The 12,871-nt window shown below is 68.4% G+C and carries 12 protein-coding genes; 5 read left to right on the top strand and 7 right to left on the bottom strand.

The features are described from left to right. The first annotated feature begins 24 nt into the window (after positions 1-24). The 3 genes from AC5JJ2_RS06230 (at position 25) to AC5JJ2_RS06220 (ending at position 3,440) form a co-directional block, all read left to right on the top strand. Positions 25-957: a WD40 repeat domain-containing protein gene (locus AC5JJ2_RS06230; protein WP_495857102.1), complete on the top strand. Its 933-nt coding sequence runs from the start codon at positions 25-27 to the stop codon at positions 955-957. 23 nt (positions 958-980) lie between these two features. Continuing rightward, positions 981-1,472, top strand: coding sequence for a TIGR02996 domain-containing protein (locus AC5JJ2_RS06225; RefSeq protein WP_495857101.1), 492 nt, complete (start codon positions 981-983; stop codon positions 1,470-1,472). A gap of 195 nt (positions 1,473-1,667) precedes the next feature. Then, positions 1,668-3,440: an RNA polymerase sigma factor gene (locus AC5JJ2_RS06220; RefSeq protein ID WP_495857100.1), complete on the top strand. Its 1,773-nt coding sequence runs from the start codon at positions 1,668-1,670 to the stop codon at positions 3,438-3,440. A gap of 53 nt (positions 3,441-3,493) precedes the next feature. On the opposite strand, the gene AC5JJ2_RS06215 is transcribed toward AC5JJ2_RS06220, so the two are convergent. The 7 genes from AC5JJ2_RS06215 to AC5JJ2_RS06185 all read right to left on the bottom strand — a co-directional run bounded on the left by AC5JJ2_RS06215 (position 3,494) and on the right by AC5JJ2_RS06185 (position 10,425). After that, a complete protein-coding gene (locus AC5JJ2_RS06215; RefSeq protein ID WP_495857099.1) occupies positions 3,494-5,317 on the bottom strand; it encodes a CotH kinase family protein in 1,824 nt (607 codons plus the stop codon). Between the two features lie 187 nt (positions 5,318-5,504). Next, positions 5,505-5,945 carry a hypothetical protein gene (locus AC5JJ2_RS06210; RefSeq protein WP_495857098.1) on the bottom strand — a complete coding sequence of 147 codons (441 nt, stop codon included), beginning with the start codon at positions 5,943-5,945 and terminating at the stop codon, positions 5,505-5,507. Between the two features lie 101 nt (positions 5,946-6,046). Next, positions 6,047-7,120 (bottom strand): hypothetical protein, encoded by a 1,074-nt coding sequence (locus tag AC5JJ2_RS06205; RefSeq protein ID WP_495857097.1) that lies wholly within the window; start codon positions 7,118-7,120, stop codon positions 6,047-6,049. Between the two features lie 117 nt (positions 7,121-7,237). Beyond that, positions 7,238-7,726 carry a Fur family transcriptional regulator gene (locus tag AC5JJ2_RS06200; protein ID WP_495857096.1) on the bottom strand — a complete coding sequence of 163 codons (489 nt, stop codon included), beginning with the start codon at positions 7,724-7,726 and terminating at the stop codon, positions 7,238-7,240. Between the two features lie 103 nt (positions 7,727-7,829). Continuing rightward, a complete protein-coding gene (locus tag AC5JJ2_RS06195; RefSeq protein WP_495857095.1) occupies positions 7,830-8,033 on the bottom strand; it encodes a hypothetical protein in 204 nt (67 codons plus the stop codon). A gap of 487 nt (positions 8,034-8,520) precedes the next feature. Then, positions 8,521-9,210 (bottom strand): endonuclease V, encoded by a 690-nt coding sequence (locus tag AC5JJ2_RS06190; protein WP_495857094.1) that lies wholly within the window; start codon positions 9,208-9,210, stop codon positions 8,521-8,523. A 180-nt stretch (positions 9,211-9,390) separates the two neighbouring features. Then, positions 9,391-10,425 carry a DUF3500 domain-containing protein gene (locus AC5JJ2_RS06185; RefSeq protein ID WP_495857093.1) on the bottom strand — a complete coding sequence of 345 codons (1,035 nt, stop codon included), beginning with the start codon at positions 10,423-10,425 and terminating at the stop codon, positions 9,391-9,393. A gap of 134 nt (positions 10,426-10,559) precedes the next feature. Between AC5JJ2_RS06185 and AC5JJ2_RS06180 the strand changes: the two genes are divergently transcribed. Next, positions 10,560-10,976 (top strand): Rrf2 family transcriptional regulator, encoded by a 417-nt coding sequence (locus AC5JJ2_RS06180; RefSeq protein WP_495857092.1) that lies wholly within the window; start codon positions 10,560-10,562, stop codon positions 10,974-10,976. Between the two features lie 173 nt (positions 10,977-11,149). Continuing rightward, complete coding sequence (gene aroE, locus AC5JJ2_RS06175; protein ID WP_495857091.1) at positions 11,150-12,721, top strand: shikimate dehydrogenase; 1,572 nt, start codon at positions 11,150-11,152, stop codon at positions 12,719-12,721. The last annotated feature ends 150 nt before the right edge of the window (positions 12,722-12,871 follow it).

The raw sequence follows: 12,871 nt of genomic DNA, 5'->3' as shown, positions 1-12,871 counted from the left end.
TTCTTCTCCCTCCCGGAGGTCGCCATGCGTCGCGTCGCGCTGTTGCTCTCGTTCGCCGCCCTCGCGGCCGCCGTGGTCGTTGCCCAGCCGCCGACGAAGGCGCACACCGCCCTCGTCCACTGCGTCGCCCTGTCCGCGGACGGCAAGTTGCTCGCCACGGCCGGGTTCGACAACACCGTCAAGGTCTGGGACGTGGCCGGCGGCACGCTCAAAGAGATGGCCACGCTGACCGGGCACACCGGGCCGGTGTACGCCGTCGCGTTCTCGGCGGACGCGAAGCTGCTCGTCTCGTCGAGCCTCGACAAGACGGCGCGGGTGTGGTCCCTCGCGGACAAGAAGACGACGGCCGAGATCAAGGGGCACACGGACATCGTGGACACGGTGGCGATCTTCCCCGACGCGAAGACGGTCGCCACCGGCAGCGCCGACAAGGGCGTGAAGCTCTGGAACACGGCCGACGGCAAGGAGAAGAAGGCCCTCGGCACGCACGGCGGGTCGGTATACGCGGTCGCGGTTTCCCCCGACGGGAAACTCGTCGCGTCGGCCGGCGGGGACAACCTCATCAAGGTCTGGGACGCGGCCGCCGGGAAGGAACTGAAGCAGCTCAAGGGGCACGACCAGGCCGTCACCGGGCTGACGTTCACGGACAACACGTCGCTCGCCTCCGTCAGCCTCGACCGCACGGTGCGAATCTGGAACGCGACGGCCGGGACGGAGACGAAGAAGCTCGGCCCGACGGCCGACGACCCCTACGGCGCGGCGTGGGCCGCGAAGGCGAAGCGGCTGGCGACGGTCGGCTACTCCGGGCTGCTGACCGTCTGGGACTTGGAGGCCGGGAAGCCGACGTTCACGCACAAGGTCAACTCCCCCGGCTACGCGGTCGCGGTGGACGCCGACGGGAAGACGCTGCTTTCCGGCCACGACAACGGCACGGTGGCGGTGACCGCGGTAAAATGAGCATCGCCCGCGGGGATGCTCCCATGTCCGACGAAGCCGCCTTCCTGAATCACCTGCGGGACCATCCGCGCGACGACACCGCCCGCATGGTTTACGCCGACTGGCTAGAGGAGCGGGACACGGACGAGGCGACGGCGAAGGCCGAGTACCTGCGGTGCGAGGCGGAACTCGTCGCGTTCGCGGCCGACGACCCGCGGCGGCCGGCCGTCGAGGAGCGGATGCGGCTGTTGTCGCTCGGCCTCCCGCTCGCGTGGCGGAAGACGGTGGCGAAGGTGGCCGTCCACTGCGGCGTGACGTGGACGCCGTGCCCGAAGCGGTGGGACGAGTTGGGCCAAACGACCGCCCCCGGCGTCCGGCACTGCGACACCTGCGACCAGGACGTGACGTACTGCGACGACCCGTCCGCGGCCGAGTCGATGGCGGCGAGCGGCGGATGCCTCGCGTTGGACGTGACGTTGAACAAGAAGCCCGGCGAGTTCCCGCAGTCGCTGGTCCCCGGCGGCGCGACGGGCTGAGGCCGACTTCCGAAGTCCGGCTTCGACTTCGGAAGTCGAGCGGGGTGGTGAGACGTCTATCGGTCAGGTGAGGGCCTCTGCGCCGTTCGACTTCCGAAGTCGAAGCCGGACTTCGGAAGTCAAGTTCCCACAAATTTCATCGACGAATCCCGCCCCGGCCGGGAACATCTCTTCGACCCGACCCGCGAGGCCCGCATGACGACCGCTCTTGGCACCGGCGTCCGCCGGGTGGCCGCCCGGCTCGCGCCGGCCGACGCCCCGGACGGCGACCTCCTCGCCCGGTTCCTGCACGACCGGGACGAGGCCGCGTTCGCCGCCGTCGTCCACCGGCACGCCGCGATGGTGTTCGGCACGTGCCGCCGCGTCCTCGGCAACGCCGCCGACGCGGACGACGCGTTCCAGGCCGCGTTCGTCGTCCTCGTCCGCCGGGCGGCCGGGTTCACCGACCGGGCGTGCGTCGGCAACTTCCTCTACGGCGTGGCGTACCACACGGCCCTGAAGGCGAAGGCGATGGCCGCGAAACGGCGACTCCGCGAGACGAAGGCGGAACCCCCACCCGCGCCGGCCGACGACTCCGAACTGCTGCGGGCGCTCGACGAGGAGCTGGCCGGACTGCCGGAGAAGTATCGCGAGCCGGTCGTCCTGTGCGAACTGGAGGGCCACACCCGCCGCGCGGTGGCGGGGCGGCTGAAGGTCGCGGAGGGGACGCTGTCGAGTCGGCTGGCGACGGCGCACCGGATGTTGGAGAAGCGATTGAAGGCCCGCGGGTTCGCCGTCGCGGGCGTCGCGGCGTTGCTGGCGGCACAGTCGCCGGCGGCGTCGCCGGACCTGGCAGCCGCGGCCGTCCACGCCGCGCTCGCCGGGCCGACCGGCGGCGTCACGCAACTCGTCGCGGAGGTGTCGAAGATGTTGTTCCTGAGCAAGCTGAAACTCGGCGCGGCCGTCCTCGTCGGCGTGGCCATGGTGATGGCCGCCGGCGTCGGCGGGGTCCGGCCCGGACAGGCCACTGCCGAGGAGAGGCCGGCCGGTAAGCCGGCCGAGGTGCCGAAGGCGAACCCGCCGAAGATCGTGAAGGCCGAACCGGCCTGGATGCCGGCGTTCCGGACGGCGTATCAGCTCACGGACGGCCAGTACGTCAAGCGGGTCGAGCTGCCGTTGCCCGCGGAGCGCCGGGACTACATCCTTTCGCGGTTCCCCGACGCCGCGCCCGACGACCCCGGCGCGGAGTTGTGGAACAAGATGGGCGTTCTCTTCATGACCGCCGACGGCCGGGACGTTTTCTACTCGGCCCTCGTTTCGACCGACGAGAAGGACGACCGCAAGCAGATGGGCCTGGCCGCCGTGGTGGAATACGCGACCGGGTTGCGTGCCCCGGAAGTGGCGTTCGACGACCACGCGAAGAAGCAAAAAGTGTCCATGGTCAGCGACTTCGTCATTCGCAAAGGCGCGCCGCTCGAAAAGATCGTCCCCGACTTGGAAAAGGCGCTCCGGCTGTGCGACTTCGATGGCCCGAGGACGCCGCCGACACTCGTCTTAGAGAAGGAAGAGCAAGACGTCTTCGTGGTCGGCGGCGCGTTCAAGATCGCCCGGCGGGAGTGGCGGAACGCCGACGAGGTGGACGTCTACGCGAACGAAGCCGTGGTCCGCAAGGAGTTCAGCCATCGAACGCCGGACCCCTCGGCCGTAATCCACTCGGTTTGGAACACCGGCACCGTGGAAGGGTTCGTCCGCGATGTCGGCACGTTCACCAACACGCGGATCGTGTGGGACGCGGACTTGGACAAGGTCGTCAAGTTCCACTGGTACCGGCACGAGCGTCAGCCCAAGACCGCGACCGCCGAGGAGCGGGTCGCGGACCACGACCGCGAGGCGGTGTTGAAACACGTTTCCGAGCAAACGGGACTGACGTTCAAAAAAGAAAAACGCAAGGTAACCGTACTCAAGGTGTTTGTTACGGAAACGAAGTAACAGGACGGGGGGGCGAGTTCGCTCCCCCTTTTCTCGCCATTCGCGAAGTCGACCTATCGCGTCGGCTTCTTCTCCTCGTAGCCCAGTAGGTACTTCCGCCGCTGGTCGGCGAAGCCGCGGAGCGACATCTCCCGGCCGCGGGCCGGCGTCGCGGCGTCGGCCGTCGTCCGCTCGAACGCCTCGAACGGTTCCAGCTTCCGCGTGTCGATCTTCAGCTCGTCCTCGATCAACTTGCGGTTCATCGCCACCACCGGGCCGAGGTTCTTCCAGTCCAGCGACTTCTCGGCGATCGTCTTCACGTTCGCCAGGTACTTCGCCTTCAGGCCCGGCACGGCTAGAATCTTGCTCCGCAGCGGCTTCGAGCGATCCGTCAGGCCGACGAGCGGGTCGAGCTCGATCCCGCCACCACCGCCCATCGGGCCGAACCCGCCGCCGGGCGGGCCGCCGAAGCCGCCCGGAGGACCGAACCCACCGCCGGGAGGGCCGAACCCGCCCGGACCGCCACCGCCGCCACCGCCACCGGGGGGGCCGCCGAACCCGCGGAACACGTTGCTCTGCATCTCCTTCATCTGCTTCTTCTGCTCGTCCGTCAGCAGCTTCGCCAACTTCTCGTCCGTTTCCTTTTGCAGATTCGCCAGCTCCTTCCTCTGCTCGTCCGTCAGCCGCAGTTGGTCCTGCAGGAACGACGGCAGCACCTCGCCCGGCTTCGGCATCGCGAACATCCGCCCGCCGCCCATGCCGGGGCCGCCGCCGGGGTGGAACGACTCGTTCATGTCGTGCGGCACGAAATGGAACTTCCCCTTCTCGTCGAGATAAATGCTGAAGTCGCTCGACCGAACCCAGTACCCGTCGTTGTTAATCAGCGCCACGTCCAGGGCCAGGAACCAGAGCAGGCCGTCGATGTCGAGCATCGGCTTCAGCGCCTCCTCCAACTTCTCCGGCGGCGTCTCGTTGAGCGTCTTGCACAACTTGACGAACGCCTTCCACGACTTGTCGTCGTCCTTCGACTTGATCTCGTACCGCCGCTTGTACTCGGCCACGTTGTCGCCGAGGTATTCGAGGCCGCCCTGCCCGCCCGGGCTGCCGCGGACCTTCCACCGCGCGCCCTTCTCGGAGCCGAAGGTCTCCTTCGCGAACTCCTTGTTGAACTGCTGGACGTTCGTGTAGACGCCCCAACTCTCGCCGTTGATGACGACCTTCACGTAGTTCGCCTTCGGGGCCGGGATGTACTGCCGGGCGATGTGCGAGTAGAGGACGGTGCTCATCTGCGTCGCGTCCTCGTGGCCGTTGAGTAGGTTGAGCGTCTTGTACCCGCCGATCCGTTGCTTCTTGTCGGCGAGATCGACGGCGAGGTTCATCGACCGCTTGCTCCCGGCCCGGACGCCCATGTAGGACGACATGCCGCGGAAGTGGACGCCGACGTTCGGGTACGTCTTGCCATCCACCGTCACCTTCGCCGGCACGTCCACGTCCGTGCCGTGGAAGTCTTCGAGTTCCTGCTCCCAGTCCTTGTTCTCGAACTCCAGGAAGATCGTGCGGAGGACCGTCGGCTCGTAGAAGCTGGCGTCCGGGTAGTGCTTCACGTCGTTCGGGGAGACGCGCGGGCCGGGCTTGCCCGGTTCGCCGCCGCGACCGCCGCCGGGCGGGCCGAACCCGCCGCGCCGCCCGCCCTCGCGCTTGACGGCCTCGCGGGCCACTTTGCGCTCGTCGGCGTTCAGCCAGCCGTCCTTGTTCTTGTCGTACTCCTTGAGGACCTTCCGCTCCTGGCCGCCGGGGCCGCCGGGCGGACCACCGAACCCGCCGGGCGGCTGGGCGGCCGCGGCCGTCGCGAGTGCCAGGAAGAGGCCGACTACGCGAAACGCACGCGTGTTCATCATCGTTCATTCACGGGTGGGAGAAAAAGAAACGCGACGAATTCCATCGCGCGGTTGCGGGAACCTGACTTCCGAAGTCCGGCTTCGACTTCGGAAGTCGATAGGACGAAGAGGCGGTTGCCAACTCCGCGAGGGCGGTTGCGGCGTTCGACTTCCGAAGTCGAAGCCGGACTTCGGAAGTCAGGTCTCCTTACTGCTTGTCCTTCTTCTCCGGGCCGCGGTCGCCGCCCGGCCGGTCGCCGCCGGGCCGCCGCTCGCCGCCCGGACGATCCCCGCCCGGTCGCCGGTCACCGGGGCCGCGCTCCTTCATCTCCTTCAGTTGCTTCTTCTGGTCGTCGGTCAGCAGCTTGGCGAGCTTCTCGTCCGTTTCCTTCTGCAACTCGGCCAGTTGCTTCTTCTGGTCGTCCGTCAGCTTCAGTTGGTCCTGCAGGAACGGGGGCAGGATTTGGCCGGGCTGCATCCCGCGGCCGGGGCCGCGGTCGCCGGGCCGACCTTCGGGGCGGTCGCCCGGCCGGCCTTCGGGCCGCGCGCCGGGGCGGTCCTTTTCCTTCGCCGGGGGTTGTTGGGCCGAGCCGACGGTCGCGAGGGCGCAGAACCCGGCCACGAGCAGCATTTTCGCAGGCAGACGCATGGAAGAGACTCCGACGTTTCGTGATGGGGACACGATGAGAAACGGCCGCGGCGCGGCCGTCGGGACAGGTGAATGTTCGATGAGTGGCGAAAAAGTGCGGGTCAGCTCTGCTGACTCAACTTGCGGTTCCGCATCCACTCCGGCGCGAGGATGGGGAAGAGTTGCCCGCCGAGCCACCCGCCGGCCGTGACGAGGGCGATGAGGACCGCGGCGATGACGCTCGCGGACTGGGGGTGGAACATCGACTCGAACGGCAGGTCCAGGTACAGGAAGAGGCCGCGGATCGGCGGGTAGTCCGGCGTGCCGCGGGCGAACGCGGCCACGGCCAGGTTGAGCGTCGTGAGGAGCGAGGCGTAGAACCCGTGCCGCAGCCCGGCCCCGGTGTTCGCCCCGGCGATCATGCCGCCGATAACCAGCACCATGGCCGCGATCTGCGCGCCGACGGCCGCCGCCCGCGACGCCCCGCCGGTCTGGAAGAAGCCGACGGACGCCTTCGTCAGGAACGTCCGCATCTGCTCGGACGCGACGACGGCGGCGAACGCCACCAGCCCGCCGATGAGGACGCGGACCCACACTGTCGGCCGCTCGCCCTTCTTCCGGTTGTCGTCCTCGGACAGCCGGGTGAGCGTGCTGGCGCGGGACGCCGTCACCCCGGCCGGGGAGGCGACGTTCGGCAACTCGACCGGCGCGGGCCAGACGCGCGACCCGATCCAGCCGGTCGTCCCGGCGATCAGCGGGAACCCGACGGCCAAGCCGATCGGCCACCAGTTCTCCAGCCCGCCGGACAGGACCACGTCGTTGACGGTCAGCAGCAGGCCGACGAACAGCCCGACGGCGAAGCCGGGCTGCGCCCCGTTGGTCCGCCCGGCCCCGGTGAACAGCCCGCCGGCCGCGACGGCCAGGAACCGCAGCAGGCAGAGCGTCAACACGTCGATGCCGTGCGGCTTGAACGCGGCCCCGAGTTCGCGGAACGCGAGGAACAGGCCGAGGGCGGCGATCGTCCCGAGGAACACGCGGCCGAGGAACGTCGTCTGGACCGGGTCCGGCAGCGAGACGCCGGTCACCACGTCCGAGTTGACGAACGACTCCTGCGGCGCGAGCAACCGACCCCCGCACTTGGGGCAGAGTTGCGCGGCGCTGAACGCGGCCTGACAATCGGGGCAGAATAGTTGCATGGGAGCGTAACCAATCGCGGGGTGTAAATCCCTCGCGCCGCAACTATAGCTCACGGAAACGGTCGAGACGGGGTTCGTCGAACTTCCCGTCGGCCCGGGTGACGGGATTCCCCACAGTCACATGACGAGGCGGCGGCGCTGGGCGGCGGTGGCGGCGCTACAGTCCGCACAAACCCCCCGGACGACCAGCGTGTGCCCGGCGGCCCGGAACTGGTGCTGGGCGGCGATCTCCTTGAGCGCCGCCTCGATGCCGGGGTGCTGGAACTCGATGATCGTGTTGCACTGCTCGCAGACGAGGTGTTCGTGCCACGGGTAGCCGTAGTCGTGGTCGAAGATGGTCCGCGGGCCGATCTCGATCTTCCGCAGGAGGCCGGCGTCCACGAGCTTCGACAGCGTGCGGTACACGGTCGCCCGGCTCGCGAGCTTGTCCGCCTGCCGCAGTTCCTCGACGAGCTGCTCGGCGTCGAAGTGGGAGTGCTTCCGGAAGATGTGTTCGACGAGTTCGCGCTGCTGCTCGGTGAACCGCTGCGGCTTCGGGCGGCTGGCGAGGTACTCGCGGAACCGCTCCTCCGGGGACTGGGACACCGCGACGGACGGCAGGGACACGGGGGAGACTCCGAATAAAAAACGGCCGGGAACTGAGGGGTTCCCGGCCGTTCGCGTCATTCGTCGGCCGGGCGGTTCCCCGCTCGGCATTATAGGCCCCGACTCACCGGCGGTCGTAGACCTCTTGGAACATCAGCTCCTGGGCCATCGCCCACGTCTCGTCGTCGTCGTAGACGCCCGCCGCGATCTCGGCCCGGACGCGGTTCACCAGGCCCCAGCGGATGCCGTCGGGACCGGGTTCCTCGTCGATCGGGGACGTGAGCGGAAACGGTTGGGCCAGGCGGTCTGCCGGAGCGGTCGATTCCATCGGCTGCTCGGGTAACTGCCAACGGCGGGCAAAGTGCGGCATTTCCATTTGTCTCCCCTGTCGCCGCGGCCGACCCGGACGGGGCGGGGCGTGACGGCAGAGCCGGAGTGTAGACCGAACGGGTCGAACCGAACAACCCGTGACGTGCCGCCGGACCCTGGGGGACAGTTTGGGGGTCGGGCCTGGCGGCGGGAAATCCCCGCCCCGCGTTCCGGCCGGACCGTCCTGGCCCACTGCCGTCCCGCAAAGGCGGCCGGGGCGGACGGTTGATCCGTCCCGGCGGGTTCATTGTACGCTGGTGTATCGTCGGGCGCGGCGCGTTCGGGTCAGGAAAATCGCGCCGCCAGTTCGCCCCGCTTGCCACGGCCGGCCGCGTCTCGCGGGTTTCTCACGACGCGCGATGCACGCCGACGACAACACGCGATACGGTAGGTCAGTTGCCCCGGATTCGTCGAAATCCGCTCAAGGTTCAGTGGTTCGGTCAACCTCACTTCGGCGGGTCCGATAACGTCGCCCGTTCCTCGTTGGCCAGCAGGTGGGCCAGTCGCGTCGGCGTCGGGTGGCGGTATCCACTCAGCGACTGCCGTGCCAACTCGACCGCACCGCTCACGTCGATCTTGTGCCCCGGCGAGACGAACACCGGCTTCGCGCCGGCGGCGGACCGGAACGCCGCCCCGAGTACCTTGCCGTCGTGTGTCAGTGGGGTCGCGTCCCCGGCCGCGGGGCCGGGGTCGGCGAAGTCGCCGACGAGCCAGCTCTTCGCGCAACCGACGGTCGGCCGGTCGAGCCACAGTCCGATATGGCAGGCGAGTCCGAAGCGGCGCGGGTGAGCGATCCCTTGAGCGTCCAACATAACGGCGTCCGGGATGCCGCGTAATTGGGCAAACGCGCGCAACAGGGCCGGGGCTTCACGGAACGACAACAAACCCGGCACGTAAGGGAAGGTCGCTTCCGTGTGTACGACCGCGCGTTCGATCACATCCCCACCGGGGTGCGCGAGGACGACGACGGCCGCGACGAGTTTCGGCGACGCGGTGTCGTAGGCGATGTCGCACCCGGCGAGGGTGCGAACCGACGTGCTCAAGGGTGAGAGGTCCACACGCCGCGCGAGGGCGAACTGCAGCGCGAGGGCGTCGGCCGCGGTCGTCGGCCAGTCGTGCAGGTGGGGGATGTCCATGCGGGAAGGGACACAGGCCGTTCGGTCGGTACGAAACCCGACTTCCGAAGTCCGGCTTCGACTTCGGAAGTCGATCCTCCGCGGGCGCGTCCGCAGTGACGGCAAATGCCCCTCCGCCCGTTCGACTTCCGAAGTCGAAGCCGGACTTCGGAAGTCAGGCCCTCGATTCCCAGGGCGGGGTCACTTCTTCGCCGCGAAGTCCGTCGGCAGCCGCCGCCAGGCACTGTGGATGTGGTTCGCCGGGTTCTTCGCCCCGTCCGCCTGCATGTTCAGGAACTCGACCACGAACGTCGGCCCGTGGACGCGGTACGTGTACCCCTTGCCCGGCGTCGGGTCGCCGGCGTACGCGAAGTGGACCTTGTCCAGCCCGGCCGCCTTCACCCGCCCGAGTTCGTCCGCCGCCGCGTCGTCCGGGATGCGGGCCGCGTACGCCTCGACCAGCTTCCAGAGCGTCTTCTTCTGCTCGTCCGTCAGCTTCGCGTAAGAAATGCCGACCGGCTCGCCCACGTCCGCGGTCGCTTGCTTCTCCTTGATCTCCGGCAGCGGCTTCGCCTGCTTCGCGCTCTTGTTTTGCTCGTCGTTCAAGCTCTTGATGAGTTCGCGGGCCAGGTCCTCGATTTCGGGAAGCGTGCGGAGGCCCTTCTTCGGCCCGTCCTTCACCTCGGCCGGGTTCGCCCCGAACATCAGGGGCGTCGCCGCCACCACCTCGCCCTTGTCGAGCGTCATGTTGATCGACATGTGGTGGCCCTCGAACCGCCACGCCCACAGGCCGGTGTTCGACGGCTCGCCGAAGACGCTCACGAAATACCAGTCCTTGTTCCGCACCATCGCCCCCTTCGGCCCCTCCAGGTCGAGCAGGAGGCCTTCGAGCGACATGATCGTCGTCGCCTGGTCGTACCCCTTCGTGCTGAGGCCGGCCTTGAGCACATTCATGAGCGCCGCCCGCTGCTCGGCGTTGAGCGATTCCAGCGGCACGCCCTTGCGGGTCGCCTTGCGGTCCTTGTCCTGCTGCGGGGTGAAGTACCACGCCGTCCGGTGTTCGTCGTCCCACTTGAACGTGGCCTTCGCCCGCAACTCCGGCGGCAGCGTGCCGAGGAACGCGGTCGCGGCGTCGGCCAGTTTCGCCCCGGTCGGCTTCGTCGATTGCCCGACGATGGCGAGGCTCACGGTCGCGGCGACGACGGCGGCCAACAGGAAGGGTCGCGGCAGTTTCATGGGAAATCGTCCTGAGAGGGAACCGGCGGTGACGAAAACATACGGGATCGCCCGGCCGGATGAAAGCCCCCGGACGCGGCGGCCCGGCGGCGCTATATTGATGGTTCGACCGTCTTCCTCTCCCGAGACGCCCCATGTTGGTCACCGCACGGGCCGAGTACGCCTGCCTCGCGATGCTGGAACTGGCCGCCCGCCACCACGACCCGAAGCCGGTGCGGCTGTCCGAGGTGACGGACAAGCACGAGATTCCGCAACGGTTCCTGGTGCAGATTCTGCTCCAGATGAAGGCGGCCGGGCTGGTGACGACGACCCGCGGGGCGGCCGGCGGGTATCGGCTGGCGAAGCCGCCGGAGGAGATCACGCTCGGCGACATCCTCGGCGTGCTGGACCGGCTGGAGGAGCCGGAGGACCGGAAGATCGCACCGTCGGCGATGGCGCGGGCGCTGCAGAACGTGTGGAAGCAACTCGGCGAGACGCGGACGCAGTTCCTGGAAGGCTTCGCACTGACGGACCTCATCCCGAGCAGCGAGACGGCGGATTACGTGATTTGAGTTCGAGTGGCGAGCCGAGCGGCGTAAGCCGCCGGGTGTCGGGCGCTCACCCGGCGGCTTACGCCGCTCGGCTCGCCGGCTTATTTGCTGTCCGGGGTCCGTCTTCGCTTGATCCGCTTCGCCCGCGACAGTACGGTAAAAGCATCCCCTCCCGCGACCGGTGAGACCTCCCCATGTCCGTGCCTGACGTGGACCGCGTGGCCGTCGTGATCGGCCGGACGCGGCACAAGATGGTCGTCGTCGAACTCGAAGAGGCCGTCCGCCGCGGGGCGGCGTTCATCGAGCTGCGGCTCGACTTCCTCAGCAAGGCCGTCGATTTCAAGCGGCTTGCCCCGCACAAGCGGTGCCCGTGGCTGGCCACGTTCCGCCGCGTCACCGAGGGCGGCCGCCACCCGTGCAAGGAGGAGGAACGCATCCAAGTCATGCGGCAGGCCATCGTCTCCGGGCTGTTCGAGTGGGTGGACCTCGAGACGGACATCGCCGATTCCGTCCGGCGGTTCGGCAAGGTGAAGCGGGTCATCAGCTATCACAACATGAAGGAGACGCCGGAGGACCTCGACTCGATCTACGAGGCGATGCTCCGGCAGGACGGCGACGTGTACAAGCTGGCCGTCATGGTCAACACCGTCGCCGACCTGCAGATGATTCTCAAAATTCAGAAGACGGCCCCGAAGCCGACGATCGCGTTCGGCATGGGGGACATCGGCCTGCCGACGCGGTACACGGCCCTGAAGTACAACGCCCCGTGGATCTACGCCGCGTTCAACCGCGAGCGCGGCATCGCGCCGGGCCTACCAGCGCTCGACGACCTGAAGACGACGTACCCGGTGCGGTCGATCAACTCGCAAACCGACATCTTCGGCCTGCTCGGCGACCCGGTCGGGCACAGCTTCAGCCCGATCCTGCACAACCACATGTACCTGCGGACGAAGACGAACGCCATCTACCTGCCGTTCCGCGTGCCCCGCGGGTCGCTGCCGGAGGCGCTCAAAATCTACGACGCGATCCCGGTCGGCGGGTACAGCGTGACGATCCCGCACAAGGAAGAGGCCGCGACGCTGGCGACGGAGGCGGAGGGGTTCGTGAAGCTGTCCGGGTCGGCGAACACGCTCGTCCGGCGGCCGAACGGCGAGTTCTTCGCCGCGAACTCGGACCACGTCGCCGCGATCGAGTCCTTGAAGGCGAACCTGGCCGCGTGGTACCCGGACGGCGACGCCCCGCAGCTGAACCAACTGTCGGCCATCATCCTCGGCAGCGGCGGGGTGGCGCGGGCGATCGCGCACGCGCTGCACCGGGAGGGGACGAACCTGACGATCGCCGCCCGGAACATGGACAAGGGGGCGGCCATCGCGGACGAGGTCCACTGCAAGGTGATCGACTGGCAGGGCCGGCACAACGTCCACCACGACATCGTCATCAACTGCACGCCGGTCGGGATGCACCCGAACGTCAACGAGACGCCGTTCCACCGCAGCGCCCTGACGAGCGGCAAGATCGTGTTCGACACGATCTACAACCCGGAGACGACGCTGTTGATCCGCGAGGCGAAGGACAACGGGTGCAAGGTCATCACCGGGGTGGACATGTTCGTCCGGCAGGCGGCCCGACAGATCGAGCTGTTCACGGGCGCGACGCCGAACGTAGAGAAGATGCGGGAGATCATGCGGAAGGCGCTGTCCCCGATCACGCGGGCGCTGGAGGAGGAGGCCGAGAAGGCCGAGGACGACGCGGGGGACGACGATTGAACCGCCCGAATCAAGTCGAACGCTTTCTTTCTTGTTCCCTCCCCCCTTGCGGGGGAGGGTTAGGGAGGGGGGTCGGCTCCCTGGCCCGACCGCGATCCTTGTGGGGGCGGGACGCGCTCCGGGGGGGGGCCCCCCCCCCCACCCCCCACC

This window comes from Limnoglobus sp. (assembly GCF_059499385.1).
The sequence above is the reverse complement of the archived record's forward strand: the minus strand, read 5'-3'. Positions and strand labels throughout refer to the sequence as shown.